The 22575-nt window shown below is 45.4% G+C and carries 22 protein-coding genes; 18 read left to right on the forward strand and 4 right to left on the reverse strand.

The features are described 5' to 3' along the window. Window positions 1-116: integrase core domain-containing protein (locus QTO06_RS12095; protein ID WP_331407074.1), on the forward strand; the 116-nt coding region annotated here is incomplete at its 5' end. 10 nt (window positions 117-126) lie between these two features. On the opposite strand, the gene QTO06_RS12100 is transcribed toward QTO06_RS12095, so the two are convergent. The 4 genes from QTO06_RS12100 to QTO06_RS12115 all read right to left on the reverse strand — a co-directional run bounded on the left by QTO06_RS12100 (window position 127) and on the right by QTO06_RS12115 (window position 6640). Next, window positions 127-1932: a PglL family O-oligosaccharyltransferase gene (locus QTO06_RS12100; protein WP_331408251.1), complete on the reverse strand. Its 1806-nt coding sequence runs from the start codon at window positions 1930-1932 to the stop codon at window positions 127-129. 67 nt (window positions 1933-1999) lie between these two features. Continuing rightward, complete coding sequence (uvrA, locus tag QTO06_RS12105; protein WP_331408253.1) at window positions 2000-4822, reverse strand: excinuclease ABC subunit UvrA; 2823 nt, start codon at window positions 4820-4822, stop codon at window positions 2000-2002. 138 nt (window positions 4823-4960) lie between these two features. Further along, window positions 4961-5833: a UTP--glucose-1-phosphate uridylyltransferase GalU gene (gene galU / locus QTO06_RS12110; protein WP_038864585.1), complete on the reverse strand. Its 873-nt coding sequence runs from the start codon at window positions 5831-5833 to the stop codon at window positions 4961-4963. Between the two features lie 162 nt (window positions 5834-5995). After that, complete coding sequence (locus QTO06_RS12115) at window positions 5996-6640, reverse strand: LuxR C-terminal-related transcriptional regulator (protein ID WP_331408255.1); 645 nt, start codon at window positions 6638-6640, stop codon at window positions 5996-5998. A gap of 293 nt (window positions 6641-6933) precedes the next feature. Between QTO06_RS12115 and QTO06_RS12120 the strand changes: the two genes are divergently transcribed. From QTO06_RS12120 to QTO06_RS12200, 17 genes are all read left to right on the forward strand, one after another. Further along, window positions 6934-7473 (forward strand): single-stranded DNA-binding protein, encoded by a 540-nt coding sequence (locus QTO06_RS12120; protein ID WP_005438106.1) that lies wholly within the window; start codon window positions 6934-6936, stop codon window positions 7471-7473. 247 nt (window positions 7474-7720) lie between these two features. Continuing rightward, window positions 7721-9730, forward strand: coding sequence for an RNase E specificity factor CsrD (gene csrD / locus QTO06_RS12125; protein WP_331408257.1), 2010 nt, complete (start codon window positions 7721-7723; stop codon window positions 9728-9730). Window positions 9731-9741: 11 nt separating this feature from the next. Next, a complete protein-coding gene (locus tag QTO06_RS12130; protein ID WP_331408258.1) occupies window positions 9742-11190 on the forward strand; it encodes an MSHA biogenesis protein MshI in 1449 nt (482 codons plus the stop codon). Next, complete coding sequence (gene gspM / locus QTO06_RS12135; protein WP_331408259.1) at window positions 11187-11837, forward strand: type II secretion system protein GspM; 651 nt, start codon at window positions 11187-11189, stop codon at window positions 11835-11837. Before QTO06_RS12130 ends, gspM begins: the two co-directional genes overlap by 4 nt. Then, a complete protein-coding gene (locus QTO06_RS12140) occupies window positions 11830-12159 on the forward strand; it encodes an MSHA biogenesis protein MshK (RefSeq protein WP_331408260.1) in 330 nt (109 codons plus the stop codon). The genes gspM and QTO06_RS12140 overlap by 8 nt, the downstream gene beginning before the upstream one ends. 20 nt (window positions 12160-12179) lie before the next feature. After that, the gene (gene mshL, locus QTO06_RS12145) at window positions 12180-13814 is read left to right on the forward strand and encodes a pilus (MSHA type) biogenesis protein MshL (RefSeq protein WP_331408261.1); all 1635 of its coding nucleotides are present in this window, start codon (window positions 12180-12182) and stop codon (window positions 13812-13814) included. Window positions 13815-13856: 42 nt separating this feature from the next. Beyond that, window positions 13857-14702 carry an ExeA family protein gene (locus QTO06_RS12150; protein ID WP_331408262.1) on the forward strand — a complete coding sequence of 282 codons (846 nt, stop codon included), beginning with the start codon at window positions 13857-13859 and terminating at the stop codon, window positions 14700-14702. Next, entirely contained in the window at window positions 14687-15784 is a 1098-nt protein-coding gene (locus tag QTO06_RS12155; RefSeq protein WP_331408263.1) for a tetratricopeptide repeat protein, read from the forward strand. The genes QTO06_RS12150 and QTO06_RS12155 overlap by 16 nt, the downstream gene beginning before the upstream one ends. Beyond that, complete coding sequence (locus QTO06_RS12160; protein ID WP_103410509.1) at window positions 15781-17505, forward strand: GspE/PulE family protein; 1725 nt, start codon at window positions 15781-15783, stop codon at window positions 17503-17505. The genes QTO06_RS12155 and QTO06_RS12160 overlap by 4 nt, the downstream gene beginning before the upstream one ends. An 8-nt stretch (window positions 17506-17513) precedes the next feature. After that, window positions 17514-18737 carry a type II secretion system F family protein gene (locus QTO06_RS12165; RefSeq protein WP_045403559.1) on the forward strand — a complete coding sequence of 408 codons (1224 nt, stop codon included), beginning with the start codon at window positions 17514-17516 and terminating at the stop codon, window positions 18735-18737. 4 nt (window positions 18738-18741) lie between these two features. Then, complete coding sequence (locus tag QTO06_RS12170; RefSeq protein WP_331408265.1) at window positions 18742-19203, forward strand: MSHA biogenesis protein MshF; 462 nt, start codon at window positions 18742-18744, stop codon at window positions 19201-19203. A gap of 289 nt (window positions 19204-19492) precedes the next feature. After that, window positions 19493-19966, forward strand: a complete 474-nt coding sequence (locus QTO06_RS12175; RefSeq protein WP_061010753.1) for a type II secretion system protein — start codon at window positions 19493-19495, stop codon at window positions 19964-19966. A 70-nt stretch (window positions 19967-20036) separates the two neighbouring features. Continuing rightward, the gene (locus tag QTO06_RS12180) at window positions 20037-20267 is read left to right on the forward strand and encodes a type II secretion system protein (RefSeq protein WP_005432800.1); all 231 of its coding nucleotides are present in this window, start codon (window positions 20037-20039) and stop codon (window positions 20265-20267) included. 119 nt (window positions 20268-20386) lie between these two features. After that, window positions 20387-20872, forward strand: a complete 486-nt coding sequence (locus QTO06_RS12185) for a type II secretion system protein (protein WP_005432805.1) — start codon at window positions 20387-20389, stop codon at window positions 20870-20872. Further along, window positions 20869-21435, forward strand: a complete 567-nt coding sequence (locus QTO06_RS12190; protein ID WP_331408267.1) for a type IV pilus modification PilV family protein — start codon at window positions 20869-20871, stop codon at window positions 21433-21435. Before QTO06_RS12185 ends, QTO06_RS12190 begins: the two co-directional genes overlap by 4 nt. Then, window positions 21436-22149 carry a PilW family protein gene (locus tag QTO06_RS12195; RefSeq protein WP_331408268.1) on the forward strand — a complete coding sequence of 238 codons (714 nt, stop codon included), beginning with the start codon at window positions 21436-21438 and terminating at the stop codon, window positions 22147-22149. It begins immediately after the preceding gene. Beyond that, complete coding sequence (locus tag QTO06_RS12200) at window positions 22139-22573, forward strand: MSHA biogenesis protein MshP (RefSeq protein WP_331408269.1); 435 nt, start codon at window positions 22139-22141, stop codon at window positions 22571-22573. Before QTO06_RS12195 ends, QTO06_RS12200 begins: the two co-directional genes overlap by 11 nt. The last annotated feature ends 2 nt before the right edge of the window (window positions 22574-22575 follow it).

Consider the following 22575-nt stretch of genomic DNA (forward strand, 5'->3'; position numbering starts at 1 on the left):
AAGATATAGTTCAGGCGAGAAAAATGGTCGCAGAGTCTGTAGAAATCTATAATCAGATGAGGCCTCATACAGCGCTAAAATACAAAACGCCCGATGAAGTACATCGAGCGTTTTAACTAAAAAGTGTCAACCCATATCAGGACGGGTCAATTGCTCAGCGCTGGACGTTGGTGTTGGTGAGGCTGAGATAGCTTGAGAAGGTGGCTGATAGTTGACGCCACTGAAATCAATTTTAGGGAACAAGAACTGTGCCTCTGCACGAATTTGTTCTGCCTTGCTTGTGTCATTCAACCCTTGATATGCCAGTATCAAGTTGTTGTAAAACGCTGGGCGTGGCTTGTCTTTAATGATTTCCAAAGACCAATCAATGTAAGGCTGAATCAAGGTTGGATCTTGTTTATATAAGCCGATGTTTAAGAAAGTACTGTATACATCCCAATCGAAACGATCTTTCCAAACCACAGGATTTGTCACCTGATTCAAGATGTCCGGGTTGGTCGGGCGCGTTGTTTCAAACTTGGTTAAGACATAGTTGGTGTGCAATGCGCTAACCATATAGAAAGTAAATACTGCTGGAATGACGAGGCTACATACTCGCAATAAACTTTTGGTTACTTTGCTAAACGGTGCTTGGCGGTAACGAGAAACTCTTTGGTCGACCCAATAAAGCAGAATTACAAAGATCAGCCAATGCACCAATGAATGATAGAAGGGATATTCTAATTGCGAGTGCAGCACGATTGGAATAAACAGTGCCAGCAGTGCTAAGCGAGTACCGCGTTTGGCTTGGTAGATGCGATATAGCACTAACGCCATTGCCAAAAAGATCCCCAGAATTGGCAACAATCCGCCCTCTACCGCCCAGTACAACAATTCATTGTGCGGGTGATCCATCGATGGCAAGCCCGCAGGATAGCTTTCATTGAGTGCATGCTGACGCGCTGTGTATAGCATGTATTCTGACTCAAACTTGCCGTAACCGTACCCAGTGAATGGCTTCTCAATCACCATGTCCAATGTTTGTGGGAAGGTGTAAGCACGTGGTGACTCCATGTTCACTTTTTCGCTGGCTAGGTCGCTTCCATCTGGAAAGGCAATATTTATTACCACAACCGACAGAGCTAGACCTGCTGCCATAGCTATTACCCAACGAACAAAGCGCGCACGTGTTGCAAAACGATACATGTATGGAATCACTAGCAAAATGGCAATGATGGATGCTAGCCAACCAGTGCGAGAGGCAAGGGCAACAATCAAAGGCAGTGTCAGTACAGGTACGGCGTACAACAGGTAAACATCGCTGAGTTTACGAGAGTATTTGTAAGGTTGTCGGGCAAGTAGATAGCTAGCAATCACTAAACCAGTCGCAAGGAAGCTTGCCATGACATTGGGTTGCTGGAAGATGCCATAAGGGCGGTTAGCTACCGTGTCGTATCCAAATACGTTTCCTGGTTTAAGATAAAGATATTGCGTTAAGCCGAAAATCGCTTCGATAACAACAGCAAGGACAATAAACCATAACAAGCGTTGGCGATGCTTATTACTGAAATGGAATTGTTGCAGTACGACGAAGAGCAACATACCGCACCATAGGCCAATCAGCTTATTTGCAGCGAGCATACTATCCGCGTTGGGATAGAAAATGGGCAGCGTCATGATGATACAACTGATCAGCAGACCGATTGTTAATTTGGAATAACGTAACACACGGTTAGTCGCAAGTTGGTAGCAGCCAATACCGAGTACAAAGCTGAACGCAATCCATGTGGTCGCATTGAAAGACAGAGCTAGTCCAGATCCACCCGGATTTGGCATGAAGAAATGCATCGCGAGCAGAAATAGAGCTGCTAACGCGATGAGAAACTTGCGGTTAAGAGGAACTTGCACTTTACCTGGGGAAAGCTTGGTTCCACTGACGTGTATAGTTGCCATAGTTATTGTGTTGTTTTGAATGAAAAAAGACCAGCGATGGCTGGTCTTTGTACTTTACCTGTTTTTTCTACTTCAACATAGGCTTAAGGAAGCGAGCTGTGTGTGAACCTTCGATCTGAGACACATCTTCAGGGGTTCCTTGTGCAATGATCTCACCGCCACCTTGTCCACCTTCAGGGCCTAAGTCGATAATCCAGTCTGCCGTCTTAATGACATCGAGGTTATGTTCGATGACGACAACGGTATTTCCGTGGTCGCGCAGACGGTGCAGTACAGTTAGTAGCTGCTGGATATCGTGGAAGTGCAGACCTGTTGTCGGCTCATCCAAAATGTATAAGGTTTTACCTGTATCACGCTTAGACAGCTCTCGAGCCAGTTTCACACGCTGAGCTTCACCACCTGACAGCGTAGTTGCCGCTTGACCTAAGCGAATGTAAGACAAACCTACATCCATCAGAGTTTGCAGCTTACGAGCAATCGCAGGTACTGGATCGAAGAAAGTACGTGCATCTTCTACCGTCATTTCCAATACTTCATCAATGGTCTTGCCTTTGTAACGTACTTCAAGTGTTTCGCGGTTGTAGCGTTTACCTTTACACACATCACAAGGAACGTAAACGTCAGGTAAGAAGTGCATTTCCACCTTGATTACACCATCACCCTGACACGCTTCACAGCGACCTCCGCGTACGTTAAAGCTAAAGCGCCCCGGTTTGTAACCGCGAGAGCGCGACTCTTGCGTGCCAGCAAACAGTTCACGAATCGGAGTAAAGATTCCCGTGTAAGTAGCTGGGTTTGAGCGTGGCGTACGACCGATAGGGCTTTGGTCAATGTCGATAACTTTATCGAAGTGCTCTAAACCTTTGATCGCTTTATATGGTGAAGGTTGCGCCGTTGTTGCGCCGTTCAACTGGGTATGAGCAATCTTAAAGAAGGTATCGTTGATCAGAGTCGACTTACCTGAGCCGGATACACCGGTAATACAACTGAACAAGCCAACAGGAACGGAAAGGTCGACATTCTTTAAGTTGTTACCTGTCGCGCCAACTAATTCAACGGTTTTCTTTGGATCGCGTGGTGTACGCTCTTTTGGTACCGCAATCTCTTTCGCGCCACTGAGGTACTGACCAGTCAATGAGTTCGGATTGGCAATGATCTCGTCCATCGTACCTTCGGCGACCACGTTACCACCGTGTACACCGGCACCTGGACCGATATCGATCACGTGATCAGCACAACGAATCGCATCTTCATCGTGCTCAACTACTAATACCGTGTTACCTAAATCTCTTAGGTGAGTCAGAGTTTTCAATAGACGTTCGTTATCACGCTGGTGGAGACCAATTGATGGCTCATCCAGTACGTACATAACACCCACTAGACCCGCACCAATTTGGCTCGCTAAACGAATACGTTGAGCCTCACCGCCTGATAAGGTTTCTGCGCTGCGTGATAAGTTGAGGTAGTTCAAACCAACGTTAACCAAGAATTGCAGGCGGTCGTTGATTTCCTTCATCACTTTTTCAGCGATTTGGGCGCGTTGACCTTCTAGCTGCAATGAGTGGAAGAATTCCAATGCGTCGGCGATGCTGAGTTCTACAATTTCCGGTAGTGTCGTATCGGCAATGAATACGTTACGTGCTTCTAGGCGCAGACGTGTACCGCCACAGCTTGAGCAAGACTTAGTAGAGATGTATTTCGCAAGCTCTTCACGTACCGAGTTAGATTCAGTATCGCGGTAACGTCGTTCAAGTGTATTCAGGATCCCTTCAAAAGGATGGCGTTTAACGCGAATATCGCCACGATCGTTAATGTACTTAAACTCGACTTCAGTACGCCCCGATCCTTTAAGAATGATGTCTTGGGTTTTCTTTGGTAGAGAGTTAAATGGTGCGTGAAGATCGAAGCCGTAACGATCCGCCAGTGCTGTCAGCATCTGGAAGTAGTAATAGTTCTTTTGATCCCAACCTCGAATCGCACCTTGTGCCAAACTCAGCGTTTCATCTTGAATGACTCGGCTTGGATCAAAGTATTGCTGCACGCCTAAACCATCACAAGTGCCACACGCGCCAGCTGGGTTGTTGAATGAGAACAAACGAGGCTCAAGTTCTTGCATGCTGTAGCCACAAATAGGGCAAGCAAAGTTAGCTGAGAAGATCACCTCTTCGCCGTAGCCGTCCATTGGAGCAACAACTGCAATACCACCAGAAAGTTCTAGTGTGGTTTCGAATGATTCAGCCAAACGTTGCTGCAAATCTGGGCGGACTTTAAAGCGGTCTACAACCACTTCAATAGTGTGTTTCTTGTGCAGTTCTAGCGGTGGAGGATCAGAAAGATCGCAAGTTTCACCATCGATGCGTGCGCGGATGAAACCTTGAGCAGCGAGGTTCTCTAGAGTCTTAACATGCTCACCTTTACGTTCTTTCACGATAGGCGCAAGCAGCATCATTTTGCTGCCTTCTGGCAACTCTAAGACTTTATCGACCATCTGGCTGATGGTTTGAGCGGCTAGAGGCGTATGGTGCGTCGGACAACGAGGCTCACCAACGCGAGCGTAAAGTAGACGCAGGTAATCGTATACCTCGGTAATGGTACCGACGGTAGAACGTGGGTTGTGTGATGTTGATTTCTGCTCAATCGAGATCGCAGGAGACAAACCTTCGATGTGGTCAACATCTGGCTTTTCCATAAGAGACAAAAATTGGCGCGCGTAAGCTGATAGTGACTCTACGTAACGTCTTTGACCTTCAGCGTACAAAGTATCGAATGCGAGAGAGGATTTACCAGAACCACTCAAACCAGTAATGACAATCAGTTTATCGCGGGGGATAGTGAGGTTGATGTCTTTGAGGTTATGGGTGCGGGCACCACGAACTTCTATTTTATCCATCGTTTTTGCTCTATGTATAACCAAGTGACGCAAGTATTACATAGTGTGAGAAATGTGCAAAGAAAATACTGGACAAAAAAACAGTAAACAAAAAGCCCAGCATTAAGCTGGGCTTTCTCATCAATCAGTTTGAGTTGATTACGCTTCTTTCTTAGTTGCGTGTTTGCCTAGCTCAGACTTCTTTTCGTCTTTTAGGTATAGGTTTTCAAAGCAATAGTTTGTTGCTTCGATGTAGCCTTCTACGCTACCACAGTCGAAGCGTTGGCCTTTGAATTTGTATGCCAACACACAGCCTGCTTTTGCTTGCTTAAGTAGTGCGTCAGTGATTTGGATTTCGCCACCTTTACCCGGTTCCGTGTTTTCGATCAGCTCGAAAATATCTGGAGTCAGGATGTAGCGACCAATGATTGCTAGGTTGCTTGGCGCAGTGCCTTGCTCTGGTTTCTCGACCATGTCGTCTACACGGTAGATGTCATCTTTGATCATCTCACCAGAGATTACGCCATATTTGTGAGTTTCTTCTTCTGGAACTTCTTGAACAGCAACGATTGAACAACGGAACTGTTTGAAGAGTGCGACCATCTGAGCCAATACGCCTTCTTGCTCATTCACACAAAGGTCATCAGCAAGTACAACAGCAAATGGTTCGTCGCCGATAAGTTCACGGCCAGTTAGGATTGCGTGACCTAGACCTTTCATTTCGCGTTGGCGGATGTAAGTGAAGTTTGCAGAGTCGATGATTTCACGGATATCAACCAACAGCTCTTCTTTATTCGTGCCGCTGATTTGGTGTTCCAGTTCGTAGTTTTTATCGAAGTGGTCCATGATTGAGTGCTTACCACGGCCAGTCACGATACACATGCCGTTCATGCCAGCTTGGATCGCCTCTTCTACACCGTATTCAATCAGTGGCTTGTTCACTACAGGCATCATCTCTTTAGGCATCGACTTGGTCGCAGGGAGGAAGCGCGTACCATAGCCCGCTGCAGGGAACAGACATTTTTTAATCATCGGGGGAATATCCTTTCTCATTTTTTAATCAAGAATCTGGGCATAACTTTAACACGAGAGATGCATATGAATCATGAATTAAGTAGGAAAAAATCTGAGAATCGGAGCCTAAAGAAGCATGAGCAACTAATGTCTTTGTGAATTTGTGTCGCGCATCTAGTTTTATGACATCAGATTTTGGTCAGCCCAAGCAATGGCTTGTACGCGGTTTTTCACTGAGAGCTTCTTAAAAATTTGGTACAGGTGTGACTTGATGGTGAACTCACTAACGAACAACTCTTCCGCCATTTGATTGTTTGAGGCACCCGCTTGAAGGCAGCGTAAGACTTGCAGCTCACGAATGGTCAAATCGACGGTGGCTGGCGCTGTGTGGGTACTGATGACATTGCGATAATAATGCAGGAGTTGGCTAGTCACATTGCGAGGCAACCAGTTTTGACCGTTTACGATCTCTTTTAAACCCTCCCCAATTTGTTCTAAAGAACTATCTTGGTAGAAAATGCCTTTCAATTGCCCAAATGTGAGTAATTCATCCGTAGTCAAACGCTTAGGTACATTGAACACCACGGTTTCAAAATTTTTCCAGATCAACGGCAGATTTTTGATCGATTGAACCAGTTCTTTGTGTTCACTAAAGTCGATCAACAAGATTTTATTGCGGTGTTTCGGGTTGGCTTCCATCAAAGCTTGAGTCGAAATGACAGGGATGTTGATGTCAGTGTATGTTTCTAGAGCTTCGACCTTTTTCACTGCATCATCTTCCATGCTGATCAGAAAAAGTTTTCTCGCATAAGCCGATTTTTTCACGCGCCTTAATCTCCTTGAGTAAAGTTTCTTGAGTTCGAAAACGCGGATACGTTGGCATCAATCATCACTCAGAGCTATAGGAAGGGAGGAGAAATGCGTTGAGATTCAAAGGTTCGCGAAACGATGTCTGCAAAACGAATCAAAAATGCTACGCCTAGAGGTTGAAGTGAGATTTCGATTCCACCAACTGTTGTCACAGAAGACAATGGGGATTAGGCTTTAATCAAAACATCAAAGCGTGTATTCTTATGCGCTAAAATTTTATATAGATCCAGAGTGAAACGGAGCACATCATGGCCAGCCGTGGAATTAACAAAGTTATTTTGGTGGGGAATCTAGGTAACGACCCTGAAATTCGTTACATGCCTAATGGCGGTGCAGTAGCAAACATCACAATTGCAACTTCTGAGTCATGGCGTGACAAAGGGACTGGCGAACAGCGTGAGAAAACAGAATGGCACCGTGTTGTGTTATTCGGCAAACTTGCTGAAGTAGCAGGTGAGTACTTACGTAAAGGTTCTCAAGTTTACGTTGAAGGCCAGCTTCAAACTCGTAAATGGCAAGACCAAAGTGGTCAAGACCGTTACTCAACAGAAGTTGTTGTTCAAGGCTTCAATGGCGTAATGCAAATGCTTGGTGGTCGTGCTCAAGGTGGCGCACCTATGGGCGGTGGTCAGCCACAACAGCAACAACAAGGTGGTTGGGGTCAGCCTCAACAGCCAGCTCAGCAGCAGCAATACAATGCTCCTCAGCAACAACAACAGGCTCCGCAGCAACCACAGCAGCAATACAACGAGCCACCAATGGACTTCGACGATGATATCCCGTTCTAAGTCGATTCAGTATTGAGTTTAAAAGGCCGCGAATTTCGCGGCTTTTTTATTATCTTCGTGCCTATATCGTGGGCTCAATCATTTCAATTTGTAATTAAAAGACAGTAACGCTCAAATATCGAATGATGTTTTGTTTCTTTCCGCCTCAGCTTCTCACATTCACACGAATGCGATTGTTTACTGAACGCTTATCAAGTATAAATATTTCAACAAGGTATATGATGAATAGAAAAGGAATTTGGTATTCATGAGGTATACCCCAACTCTTAAGCTAAGCACGCGGCTGGTGGCTTTTGTCACCATGATCGTTATTTGCGCAATGTTTATCTTGTTTGTCGGTGGCACCCTCTCTTTCAAACGACTAGGACAAGAGTATCTCAACCATTATTTGGAAGGGATAGTAGAAGTTGTTGATAAAGAGATGGAGGATCCTGACGCAGCGTATTCGATGCAACGTTGGATGCCAAAGATGCTGCAAGCAAGCAACATTGTTGAAATGACGCTCTCAACCAACAATGCTGTGGTTTATCGCTTCAAAGATACTTCCCATAAGATGGATAATTCCGTTTTGTTTGAGCACGAGTATCAGCTTAATCATAACCAAGATTACACCATCTACTTCAAAGCCATTCCTCCGTATCTAGGTTACGGCTATTCGATGCAAGCACTTTGGTCGATCACGCTAGCGGTCATTTTGATCATTTTCTGTTTAATGCGTGGTGTTAAATGGCTCAAAGAGCAGCTAGCAGGATCGGAAATGCTCGAAGAGCGTGGACGAATGATTTTAGCGGGCCGAGTCGAGCAATACGCAAAAGGTGATGAGCGAGAATGGCCTTATACGGCCAGTGAGGCATTAGATGTATTGATCGAAGAACTTCAAGATGCTCGCCAAGAACGCAGTCGCTTCGATACCTTTATCCGTACGCAAACTTTTCTCGATAAATTAACTGGCACGGCCAACCGAGTGTTGTTTGACAGTAAGCTTGAATCTGCTCTGTTGGAAAGTGGTGCACGTGGCTCAGTGATGCTGATCCGCATTCAAGATTGGAAATCCGTTGAAGAAGAGCAAGATAAGCAAACTTGCGACGAGTTTATTGTTGAAGTTGGTAGCTTACTTTCTAACCTTGTACAGCGTTACCCAGATGTGGTGTTCTCACGCTACTACAATGCTGATTTTGCCCTGTTCTTACCTCATCAAGCGGCAAAAGATGTCGCAAACTTGGCGTCTCAATGTATTCGTCAATTAGAAAAGCTTCATCCTCCTTACCCTCTCGATTCTGACAACTGGTGTCATATCGGTATCACCATGTACAAAGAGGGCGAACGTCATAGCCAAATCATTGATGAAGCTGAAACCGCATTACGTAGTGCTCAGTTACAGAATAATAACAACTGGAGTCGTTTTAAGAAGTGGAATCACGACGAAGAAGCTCGCGGTAGTGTGAGATGGCGTACGCTATTTGATTCAGCACTCACATCTGAAAATGTGATACTCTACGCACAATCGGCCTATTCAATAAGTGATGTGGCGCATAAAAAACCTTTGCACGAAGAGTTAACATGTCGGATTCGTGATCCGGAAAATGGCATTGTTAAAGCTTCTCGCTTTATTTCTGCCGTTCGACAAGTCGGTTATGAAGCGCAGATGGACCGCGCAGTGGTTAATAAATTCTTAAAAGACTTTAAACATAGCTTTGATAGCTCTAAATGCTATGTACTTAACTTACATGTTGTGCCTTTTGGGCAACGAGAATATTTCAAATGGTTCCGTGATGAACTCTTACAGTTGTCACGAGAGCAAAGAAAGTGTCTCACTTTTGAGTTTGTCGAAGCACAATTTGTAAGACACTTAGACTTTATGCGACCAGTCGCTAAAATGCTGGCCGGTTTAGAGTGTCACGTCATGATTGGGCAAGCTGGACGCACGATCGTCAGTACCCATTATCTAAAAGAAGTGGACATTCGTTACCTTAAGCTCCATCGCAGTTTGGTAACTAAAATCGATCAGAGACATGAGAACCAGTTGTTTGTCCGCAGTATGTTGGGTGCGGCCGCAAACAGCAAAACAAAAATAATAGCAGTGGGAATTGAGAATAAGCACGAATTGAACACCCTGAACGAATTAGGGGTTCATGGCGGGCAGGGACGTTATTTCTCTCCAGAAGAGCAGTATCTACCTAGATCCAAACCAACGGTCATTTCTCAATCTGAATCTCAAGTAAAATTGGGACGCAGAAATCGCTGGCGAAAAAAATAAAGATAATAATCATGGATTTTAAAGCAGTACTCGATAAGCTCAAGCGGTCATCGGTTGGTGGCCGCACGTGCTTTTTGGTCATTCAGCCAGACGCAGTTTATTTATCATCACCAACGAAAAGCAGTCGACCATCTAAATTTGAGATCACAGAATCAAATTGGGAACGAGCTTGTGAGCAAGCACTCAGTGTTGCTGCCAGTTCTTACGACTCGTTGGCAGTTGTGCTTTCTCACAACTATTACCAGATGTATCAGATCGACAAGCCTGCGATGCCGCGCAATGAGTGGCCGTCGGCGTTGCCGTTTCTATTAAAAGAACTTATTTCTGAACGTGCTATCGACATTATTGCCGATGCCGCAGAGTTACCTAACTCAAATAAAGTTCAAGCTTATGTGCTTTCGCGCAAAATCCTCGACAAGATCGTACTGCTTGCAAACCGAGTTCAATTAACGCTTGAAGCAATTATTCCTGAGGATGATATCTGGGGTGATACTTCTGGCGAGCTAGGCAACTTCCTACTTCTACAACGCAGTGCGCGCGGTCACTTCCGTATTAGCGCATTCGTTGAGCACACCATTGCATTTCATCGTTCCATTCGCAGTGTGACGCCACCATTAACAGGCGTACCTTCAAGTGACTTACAAATGGACAGTTTGTCACTGGAACTGCAACGATCGATAGATTACCTCTCTTCTCAACTGCGTCATGTCCAGTTACATCAATTGAAAGTGTGTTGTGATGACGAAGACGAGAAAGAGCTGGTTGAATCACTCAATTACCGTCTAAGCACCAAGGTGTCTCCTCTGCTTGCAGAAGAGCATGAGCTATCAGGTCATGTATTGGCGGACACCGCGGCGGCCACAGCGAGTGCTCGACGTGTCAACCTTTATCCAGACTTCCTTAAACCGAAGAAGAACCTGTTAACACTTAAAAATGTTGCTATCTCTTGGGGTGTTGCTGCTTCATTTATCTTTATCTCTTATGGCTATGTTACTTGGCAGAGCCAAGGCGTTGAGGATGAAATCGCGATTGTTAAAAGTCGTGGCGATATCATGAAATCAGAGCTGACGCGCCAACAAGCTAAGTTGCGTAAACACCAGCCGGATACCAACAAGTTGGCGGCGAAAGCACGTTTAGAGCGTGAGGTGAAGGCAAAACGTGACTCACTAAAAGCGGTCGGCAAATATGACGATTCACAACGCACTGGTTACTCCGGCGTGATGCAATCTCTTGCAAAACTTGGCAGCAATAACATTTCTTTGTCTGAAATTCGTATCGACAATACGACTTTAGATCTCAAAGGCTTGGCTCGTTCGCCAAGCTCAGTCCCAAACTGGGTGAGTCAATTTAAGAATGAAATAAGCCTTGTTGGACGTACTTTTGATGATGTGAAGATTGGTCGTAACGAAGACAACATTGTGACCTTTGAATTGAAGACGCGTGGAGACAAAGAGAAATGAACGAATTCTGGTCCTCGTTAGAAGAGCGCTTCGATGAGATGAGCGCACGAGAAAAGGTATTGATTGCCTTGTGTGGTCTTGTCACTGTCGTAATGCTGCTGTTTACCTTGGTGTTAGAACCGAAACTGAATGAAGTTACCAGTAATGACAAACAGCTAAGTAACTTAAAACAGACCAATCAACAGACTGAAATCGAGATCTTACGCATCCAAGCGCAATTAAAGAAAGATCCGAACGCTGAGATTGATCAGGCTATTTCTCAATTGCTAACCGAAAGTCAGCACTTATCGATGCAGCTTTCTGAAATTATTGAACACTTGATTACGCCTTCTCAAATGGCGAGCTTGTTAGAAAGTGTATTGGAGCAACAAAGCGGTATTCACCTATTGTCACTTCAGACATTGCCTGCGGAGCCGATAACAGAAGATAAAGAAGCGTCGCAATACTCAGGTTACTACGTGCACCCAGTTCGTATGGAACTTACCGGTGACTACTTTGCAATTGCTAATTACCTAACAAAACTTGAAAGCTTGCCTGCAAGTTATTACTGGCGAAGCTTCAGCTACAAAGTCGAAGATTATCCAAAAGCAAAACTTGTATTGGAAGTCTACACCCTAGGTTCACGAGAGGAGTTTATTGGTGGTTAAGAAACTCATTATCTCATTGGCACTTGTTTCTATTGCAGGCAGCTGTTGGGCGAACCAAGATCCAACTGCGCCGCTGGGCTGGACGAAACCAGCTACCGAACAAGCAAAGCCAAGAGCGAAACAATATCGTCTGCCAACCCTAAATAGCATTGTTTGCAAGCCAAACACGCCCTGTGTTGCGATTTTGAATGACCGTATTGTTGAGCCTGGGGCAAAACTTAATGGCTACCGAGTAGCTAGCATCAACAGTGAATTTGTAACTTTAAAGCGTGGTAACCGTCAGTGGAAACTAGAGCTTTTTGGTTTAAACGTAAAAAAATAATAATCAGAGCCTGATCAGATATGCGCAAATTAGTTGTAGGAATTATGATTGCTTCCTTAATGGGTTGTTCTATGGGTCACCGCGATCCAGTAGAAGTGAAGCAAGCACTGAATGAATCTATCAATGAAGCAAACAGTCGTGCCCTAGAAGACATTCCATCTTCAGTGGAAGCCGATCTTATGCCAAACCTAGACGCTAACATGTCGTCTCAGCAAGGAACATTGAAGCGTTTTAGAATCCAAGCCAACGCGGTTGAGGCGCGTAGCTTTTTTGCTTCTTTGGTTAAAGGCACCGAATACAGCGTGGCGATCCACCCTGCGGTACAAGGCAATATTACCGTAAACCTTTCTGATGTGACGCTAGATGAAGTGCTGAATGTTGTGCAAAACATGTACGGTTATGACGTCGTGAAGTCGGGTAAGGTAATTCAAATCTACCCAGCAGGTATGCGTACCGTAACAATCCCAGTGGATTACCTTCAGTTCAAACGTTCTGGTCGCTCGCTAACAAGCATCGTAACCGGCTCTGTAACCTCAGCAGGTACATCAAACTCAGGCGGCAGCTCTGACGATTCTGACTCATCAGACTCAAACAACAATAATGGTGATGGCTCTACGACATCAACCGGCGGTACTCGTATTGAGACTATTACTGAAAGTGATTTCTGGCCAATGCTGCAGCAGGCGGTTGCTAACCTGATTGGTTCAGGCAAAGGTCAAAGCGTTGTTGTTACACCGCAAGCTGGTGTGATTACTGTACGTGCTTTCCCTGATGAGATCCGTGAAGTTCGTGAGTTCCTTGGTGTGTCGCAAGAGCGCATGCAGCGCCAAGTCATTCTTGAAGCGAAGATCTTAGAAGTAACATTGAGCGACGGCTATCAACAAGGTATCAATTGGTCAAATATGTCTGCCTCCATCGGTAACTCGGGCAGTATTGTGGTTGATCGTAATCCAGTGACTCTGCCTCTAGATGCTATTGGTACTCTTCTAGGTGGACAAACGAATGTAACCTTCTCCGATGGTAACTTTGAAGCTGTGATGAGCTTTATGGCGACACAAGGTGACCTAAACGTACTTTCTAGTCCTCGTATTACCGCCGCGAACAACCAGAAGTCCGTCATCAAGGTGGGTACTGATGAGTACTTCGTGACTGAGCTTTCTAGTAACGCTGGTAACGGTGAGAACTCGAATGCGGTTCCTGAAGTCGAACTGACGCCTTTCTTCTCTGGTATTTCTCTGGATGTAACGCCGCAAATCGATAACAAAGGCAACGTGTTCCTACACGTTCACCCTGCGGTTATTGAAGTCGAAGAAGAGATTAAACAGCTAAACCTTGGTGGTGATTTCCAAAACATTCAATTACCACTGGCGAAAAGTTCCATTCGTGAGTCTGATTCGGTGATCCGTGCTAAAGATGGTGATGTGGTTGTGATTGGTGGTTTGATGAAGCAGCAAAACCTAGAGCAAGTATCGAAAGTGCCTTTCCTAGGTGATGTACCTGCGCTGGGTAATTTGTTCCGTAACATCAATAATGTGACGCAAAAAACAGAGCTGGTTATTTTGCTTAAACCAACCGTTGTTGGCGTGAACACATGGCAGAAAGAGCTAGAGCGTTCACGTGATTTGCTACAAGAGTGGTTCCCTGACGCTGAGTAATCAGCGTTGGGAGTGTCGTAAACGTGGTTCTGTGATTCGACTATGTACTTGTCGCATTTTGGATTTCGAGTTCAACCTTTCTCACTGACCCCAAATACAGAAATGTTTCTTGGGTTAGTACCTCACTACGAGGCCATTCAAACCATTATGGCTGCGGTCAAAATGGGTGAGGGGGTGATTAAGGTTACCGGAGAGGTTGGTACGGGCAAAACCATGGTTTGTCGTAAGTTAATCGAGCAAATCGAATCTGAAGTTGAACTCGTTTACTTACCTAACCCCGTCCTAAATGGTGAGCAGTTACAGTTTGCAGTAGCTCGTGAGTTGGGTATTGAAGATAGCGATCCGCTTAAAGTCGTTTCTTTGATTCAAGAACGTTTAATTCAAATTCATGCGGTCGGTAAAAAGACCGTACTGATTGTTGATGAAGCACAGGCATTGTCATCAGAAGCTCTGGAAACGCTGCGCTTATTCGGCAATTTGGAAACGGAACAAGACAAGCTGATTCAACTGGTCTTGTTTGGCCAACCTGAATTGGATGAGCGACTTGGCACTCATGAATTAAGACAGTTCCGTCAGCGAATTACGTTTAGTTGCCAGCTTCGGCCTCTCTCGATTGAAGAGGGTGTAGCCTATATCAACAATCGTTTAGACAAAGCCGGCAACGGCGCGCATATTTTTTCGATTGAGCAGAAGAAAGCGATTTGGCGTTCGGCGATGGGAATCCCGAGGCTGATCAACCAAATCAGTCACAAAGCCCTGCTCACTGCGTTCAATGACCGTTGCACGTTATTAAAGAATCAACACGTTTACGTTGCAATGCATGACACCTTCGATGCGCGTAAACCTAAGTTTAAAACTCCCAGATTTTGGGGATGGAGCCAACCTTGAGTGCCATCAATAAAGCATTATCAGAACTTGCTGAAAAAGAGTCGCCTTCAGAGTTAACTCGGGCGGAAATTCCAAGTATTACTCGAAGCAAACCATGGCTGTGGCTGGTAGGAGGTTTTTCTTTAAGCTTAGCTGTCGGAGGTTGGGCGGTTTCTCAAGGCCCTACGTCGATAGAAGAAGTGCCTTTAACTTCAGGCGCTTCGGTAAATCACATTGTTGTAGAAACATCACCTGTGATTGCAGTAAGTCACTCTCCGACTAATAAGGTGACGCCTCAATTAGATAATGTGGTTTACACGCAAAGAATAGAGAAGCCTAAAGTCACTGTGCAATTACCAGCCGTGGAATCCGCACCAGAAGTAGATGATTTTGCTCCGCGAAGAGAACTAAGCACTGCTCCAGAGCAGCCTATTTTACTGGCTAGCCTAAATAACGGCGTCAGCCGAACTGCGAACGTTTCTCATGAAAGTTCAATGCGTATTGAGCAGGTTGAACTCACGCATCAACAGCTCGCCGAAAAGGCATTGGCCCGTGCAGATAAAGCGATGGATGCCAATGACATGAAAACTGCATTATCTGCATTTGGTGAAGCGCTTCGCTACCAACCGACTAACCTTGAAGCTCGCCAAAAGCTTGCGGCATTGTATTTCGGTAAAGGTGATACACGAAAAGCCTATGAGATTCTGCAAACAGGCATTTCTCTGGATCCGAACAATCAGCCTTTACGTCTAGCGCTATCGAAACTACTGGTAAAAGCAGATCAGCCAGAAGCCGCATTGAGCCCACTAGTGCATTTGCCGCCAACACCAAGCCGCGACTATTTAGCGATGCGAGCCGCACTTGCTCAAAAGCAGAAACAAAATGATATTGCTCTAGAAAGCTATCAACTATTGACTCAGCGTGAGCCAGAAAACGCCCGCTGGTGGCTTGGTTTAGCCATTCAACAAGAGCGAGCACTTGCCTTTACTCCGGCTATTGCGTCTTACCAAAAGGCGTTGGGCAAAGTCGGTATTTCGAATCAGTCTCAGGCATTTATTCGTGACCGCTTGAATATTTTAAAGCAACTGGAGAACGCACAATGAAAATTCAGTTGAGAAAACGCTTAGGCGACCTATTGGTTGAAGAGGGTATTGTCTCTGAAGATCAGGTCCAGCAAGCCCTGAGTGCTCAGCATAGCACCGGACAAAAGTTAGGTGACGCTCTTATCGATCTTGGCTTTATCAGTGAAAAACAGATGCTGGAGTTTTTGTCTCAGCAACTTGGCTTACCATTGATCGATTTAAGCCGTGCGCCTGTTGATGCTGATGCTGTGCAGATCTTGCCAGAGGTGCATGCTCGCCGCTTACGTGCCATGGTTGTTGCTCGCAATGGTGACACGCTGCGCGTTGCTATGAGCGATCCTGCCGACCTGTTCACGCAAGAATCATTGATGAACTTGCTCGGTGAGTACGATTTAGAATTTATCATTGCACCTGAACGCCAGTTAGTCGAAAGCTTTGACCGCTACTATCGCCGAACCAAAGAAATCGCGTCGTTTGCTGAACAGCTGCAAGCTGAGCACCAAGATGTTGAAGGTTTTGATTACGGTATTGATGAAGGTGACAGCGAAGAAGTTACCGTTGTAAAACTGGTTAACTCGATGTTTGAAGATGCTGTTCAAGTTGGCGCATCAGATATTCATATTGAGCCCGATGATAAAGTGCTACGTTTGCGTCAACGTGTCGATGGTGTTCTCCATGAAACACTTCTAAACGAGGTGAACATTGCCTCAGCGTTAGTATTGCGTCTGAAGCTGATGGCGCATCTCGATATCTCTGAAAAGCGCTTACCTCAAGATGGTCGATTCAATATCAAAGTTCGTGGTCAATCGATCGATATTCGTATGTCGACGCTGCCGACGCAATACGGTGAATCAGTAGTAATGCGTTTGCTAAACCAATCTTCTGGTTTGCGTAAGCTTGAAGATTCCGGTTTGCCGCCTGAGCTACTTGCTCGTCTTCGTCGTCAGCTTTCTCGCCCACACGGAATGATCTTAGTTACTGGTCCAACAGGCTCAGGTAAAACCACCACACTTTATGGTGCGTTGAGTGAATTAAACGAACCGGGCAAGAAGATCATCACCGCAGAAGATCCGGTGGAATACCGCTTACCGCGTATTACTCAGGTGCAGATCAACAGCAAGATTGATCTAACGTTTTCTCGCGTGCTACGTACCTTCCTACGTCAAGACCCAGACATCATCCTTATTGGTGAGATGCGTGACCAAGAAACGGTTGAAATTGGCCTTCGTGCCGCACTGACTGGCCACTTAGTATTGAGTACCTTGCACACCAATGATGCGGTAGACAGTGCGCTGCGAATGATTGATATGGGCGCGCCTGGTTACTTGGTAGCAAGTGCTGTTCGTGCGGTTGTGGCTCAGCGTCTTGTTCGCCGTGTCTGTCCAGATTGTAAAACCACCGATGTGCTCGATGAGGCTCGTCAGCAGTGGCTTGCGGGTCGCTTCCCTAATCAAGTAGGGCAAACCTTCCACAAAGGCGCGGGTTGCCAAAACTGTAACCTGACAGGTTATCGCGGCCGGGTTGGTGTGTTTGAAATGCTTGAGCTTGAACATGAGATGATGGACAAGCTACGTGCGAATGATGCCGTGGGCTTTGCTCAAGCAGCACGTCGCTCAGAAAACTACAAGCCGCTATTGGCTTCTGCGATGGAACTTGCGCTGCAAGGCACTGTGAGTTTGGACGAAGTCATGACCCTTGGCGAGGGTGATGCTTCTGGTAAAACCGACCCAATTTTCATGTAGGTAAGTGAATGCCAACTTTTCGTTATCAAGGCCGCACCTTAGACGGCTCATCAACCAGTGGCAAAGTCGATGCGGTGAATTCCGAAGCGGCAGCGGAAGCATTGATGAATAAGGGGATTATTCCTCTAAACCTGCGATTAGAAAAAGAAGCGGTCAAAAGCAAAGTCAGCTTGTCTAAGTTACTTGTGCCTGCGATTCCGCTTGAAGTGATAATCCTATTTTCACGTCAGCTATTTAGTTTGACCAAAGCCGGCGTGCCATTGCTACGTTCAATGCGTGGTCTGCTGCAAAACTGTGAGAACAAACAGCTTAAAGAAGCTTTAGAAGACGTGGTAGCTGAGTTGAGTAACGGACGCGGCCTTTCTTCCGCGATGCAACCGCATACCAAAGTGTTCAGCCCGTTGTTCGTGTCGATGATTAACGTGGGTGAAAACACCGGTCGCCTAGACCAAGCCTTGCTACAGCTAGCAAACTACTACGAACAAGAGTTAGAGACCCGCAAACGCATCAAAGCCGCCATGCGCTACCCAACTTTTGTGATCGTATTTATCACCATCGCGATGTTTATTTTGAACATTTTGGTAATCCCTGAGTTCGCGTCCATGTTTACGCGCTTTGGTGTTGAGTTACCGCTGCCTACCAGAATTCTGATCGCTACGTCGAACTTCTTTGTGAATTATTGGGGCTTACTGATTGCCGCGATCATTGGTGCGTTTGTTATTTTTAGATCTTGGGTCGCAACCGCGGATGGTCGAGAAAAGTTCGACAAGCTGCGTTTAAGACTGCCTATTGTGGGCGACATAGTTAACCGTGCGCAGCTATCGCGGTTCGCACGAACGTTTTCACTCATGTTGAAATCTGGTGTACCGCTAAACCAATCATTAGCACTGGCTGGTGAAGCGCTAGGTAATAAGTTCTTAGAGAACCGAATTCTAGAAATGAAAGCGGCCATTGAAGCGGGCAGTACCATTTCAGTTACGGCAATCAACAGTAAGATTTTTACGCCTCTGGTTATTCAGATGATTGCGGTCGGTGAAGAGACTGGTCGAATTGATGAGTTGCTATTGGAAGTTTCGGACTTCTATGACCGTGAAGTGGATTACGACTTAAAAACCCTGACTGCACGAATAGAACCGTTACTTTTGGTCATTGTAGCAGGCATGGTTATGGTGTTGGCACTCGGTATCTTTCTGCCAATGTGGGGGATGCTGGACATCATCAAAGGCGGCTAACGGCGTGGTCGAAAATCAAAGCCGAGCAACGTTGATTCTTGCAGGAATCGTCGGGGTTATTGTTCTGGGCGCATTTATACAAAAGTTGAAACCGATAGAGCAAGAAGCGCAAGAGACAGGCGCGAAACTTGCCAAGGTTTGGATGCAAGATAGTGTGCAAAGATACCGCCAAGCATGGCTCGTGCATGGAGAGCCTAAGTTGCTGTTAATGGATGGTTTTGAGCTTAAAATGACGGAAGGGGGCTTGGTATCACCTTTCAGAGCAAGCGGTGCACTTGATTGTGACTATTGGCTGACGGTCCACTACCCGCAACGTAAAATTATGGCGAGCGAGTTGTTAGAAGTTCGTGGAGCAATTAAAAGTAATAGTTATATATGTCACTATACTTATGAAAATGGACAGAGAGTTGTTGTTATATCAGACGCTAATTACCTGAAAATAGACGTCGAAATGTCGACGGAGTGAATTTTTTGACACTTAAGTACTATAAATAGGAATGAAAGTCGGTATAATGCAAACATTACCATAAGCAAAAGGTTGTAATAAAAAGTAAACCAAACATTGGATAACTTTTTTGCACGGCTTTAACTTAATAATGGCGAATCGTCATTCTGCTCAAGCGGTAGAAAAAGGGCTCAATGGATAAACATTGGTTTATCGCTGAGATGCCACACCGTTTTGACATTATCCAAAATGGTCGCATGACCGATAAACTTTGCAGTCACTCTGCATGCTTACATAGAGAGAGTAAACAATGAAAAGACAAGGTGGTTTCACCCTTATCGAATTAGTAGTGGTAATTGTAATCCTAGGTATTCTAGCGGTAACTGCAGCACCACGTTTCCTTAACCTACAAGATGACGCTCGTGATTCAGCACTTGATGGCTTGAAAGGTGCTATGACTGGTGCGGCTGGCATTACTTACGGTAAAGCAGCAATTGAAGGTCAAGAAGCTGCCGCTGACGGTGCAATTAGCATTGGTTCATCAACTCTAGGCCTTACTTACGGTTACCCAGACGCTACATCTGCAGCACTATCACTAGTTGTTGATGGTTTGTCTGAAGACTGGGTTGTAAAGCACTCTGTAGACACAGGCGCGAATCCATACATTTCATATGGTTTCGATAACTACGATTCGAAATGTGTGAAATACAGCCAAGCTACAGGTAAAGATACTCCTGCGACAGTTGTTGTTACTAGCACTGCTACTGAATGTGGTTCAAACTAACATTCTCAGGATAAAGGCCAGCTAGTCTGGCCTTTATCTCCTTATTTTGATTAATCTCGGAATAGTTCATATGCGTAAATCATCGGGTCTTAGTGCGATAGAGTTTGTTGTCGTGCTGATTATCTTAGGTGTGATCGGTTATGTGGTATTACCAAGATTTATCAGTTTCGAGCCAGAAACTTACGAAGCTAAGTGGGAGCAAACTAAGCAAACCGCTGAGCACGTTTCTGAGACGCTAAGCAACAAAGAAACTTACGATCGAATTGAAGAAGAATTGGAGCGTTCTAAAGGAGAGAAATAACCTGCCGATGGTTATTTGTACACTTGCTCACAGTTCGAACTTAAAACTTATAAATCTATCATTATTCTCATAATTTCATCGTATACTTATTTCGCTTGTCCTAAGCCTAAGGTTGGGTTATGAAAATTCGCAGCTCTGCATTAGGGTTTACATTAATGGAGCTGATCCTAGTGATCGTCCTCCTTTCCATTCTTTCTCTCTACGCTGCTAGCCGCTTTATGGGCAAGGGCAGTGTTTCCGCATTTGCGCTTCAAGAACAGGCTATTTCAGTGATTCGCCAAGTACAGGTGAATCGCATGCAATCAAATACCTCAACCACGGATACCAACTTCCAATTAGAAGTTTCCTCTAGTTGTATCGGCTCAGTTGCGGCTTGTTCGCTGAGTGGTAATGAGAAGGACGCCCGTAGTGACTTGGTTGAAGATTCCGCTGCAACGTTCAGTCTAACTGGAGCAACAAGTCCAATTAGCTTTGATTTATTAGGGAACCCATTAAGTGTTGCTTCCGATGGTGTGTCTATTCTTATCCGCGATGTAAATGGTCAAAGCCAATGTCGAGTGCTGATTAACTCTCAAGGTTATGTCTCTGAGGGCTCATGCTCATGAGAAAGCAACTCGGTATGACCTTAGCTGAAATGATCATTGCTATTGTCCTGATGGGCATTGCGATGGTGGCATTTACCTCCTTCCTTGTTCCTCAAATTCGCGACTCTGCAATGCCACACTACCAAACCCGAGCAACCGCGCTTGGGCAAAGCTTTATGTCGCAAATTTTGGCTCGTGGTTTTGACGAGAACAGTGACTTTGATGGCGGTCTATTGCGTTGTGGTGAGAACTCGACTTCCTGCACCCTACCGGCCAATCTCGGTCCTGACTCTGGTGAGTCTATTCCCGAAAATTTTGACGATGTCGATGATTACATCGGTTGTTGGAGTACGCCAACGACGGTTGCTCAATGCCAAGAGACGAGCCGAGGCAATATCTCAGATATTTTGGGCACAAGTAGTGAAGATAAGTACCGAAACTTCAGAGTTGAAGTTGGCGTGGCGTATGACGATCTGAGTGCTACTCCCCCGACAGGAGTCACTAACTATAAAAAAGTCACGATTACGATTTTTGCTAGTAATGCTCAACCTCTAACACTAACTGCAATAAGAGGTAACTACTGAATGAAAACTCGTGGTTTCACCTTAATGGAAATGATCGTCACCATCGTAATTGGTAGCTTCATCATGCTTGGTATTGCGGGTTACGTGCAGTTAGGCATGAAGGGGTACGCAGACACGATTGATCGCCAACGAATGCAAACGCAAGCGCAGTTTGTGCTAGAGAAAATGTCACGAGAAATTCGTCACGCAGTCCCAAACAGCTTTCATGTGCCTGCAGGTGCTGCAAACTGTTTGGAATTTGTGCCGATTGAGTATTCAGGCTTTTATACTCTGACGAATAATGACTTGGAGTTTTTACTCGGCAATGACTCTACGCTAAACCCCATGCCTGCTAACCGTTGGATGGTGATTAACCCAAGTCGCTACGAAGACTTACAATCTACCTCTCCACAGAGTTTAGCGGTCGGCGGTTTAGCCAAAACTGGCGATGTTTTTGTTGTCAGTGGTGCAGCAAGTACGATTGGTGGTACTTCCATTTCTAGCCGTCATTACATCTACCAGAACAACTCAGAAGTACGTTACTGTTTTGACAACAGTCAAATCACGCGTAATGGCATTACGGTTGCGGACAGTGTCGATACTTCAGCGAGTGATATGCACTACCTTGAGCCAACCCTTCAACGTGGCGGCATTGTGCATATCAACTTAGAGTTCGCTCAAAACGGGGAGCGCAGTGTTTACCAACAAGATGTGCAGGTGCTCAATGTTCCGTAAAAATGCTCAGCAAGGCAATGTCCTGATCGTCGTTTTGTTCGTCATCATTGTGATGGGCTATTTAGCTGCATCTTTAATGAAGGTGAGTTGGTCAAATCAGAGTACGTTGACTCGCGAATTTCTAGGCACTAAAGCTTGGTTTATTGCGCAATCTGCCAATGAGTGGGCACTGACTCAGCTATATCCTTTAAACGATAAGAATCCTGATGTAGCCAACTTTTGTGCTAACACGGTAAGTGGTGCTACACCGAATGTTACACAAGGCACTGGCTGTCAATTAAGTGCTATGACATGTTCAAACATTGGTACCTTCAATGCAGGTACCTCTGAAGCTGAATCTCTATTTAGAGTGCAAGCCACAGCAATTTGTGGTTCCGGGGTTGTACAAGTACAGCGACAACAAGAGATTTGGGTTAGGGAGTAAAT

The organism is Vibrio sp. M260121, from assembly GCF_036533715.1.
In the GTDB taxonomy this organism is placed as follows: domain Bacteria; phylum Pseudomonadota; class Gammaproteobacteria; order Enterobacterales; family Vibrionaceae; genus Vibrio.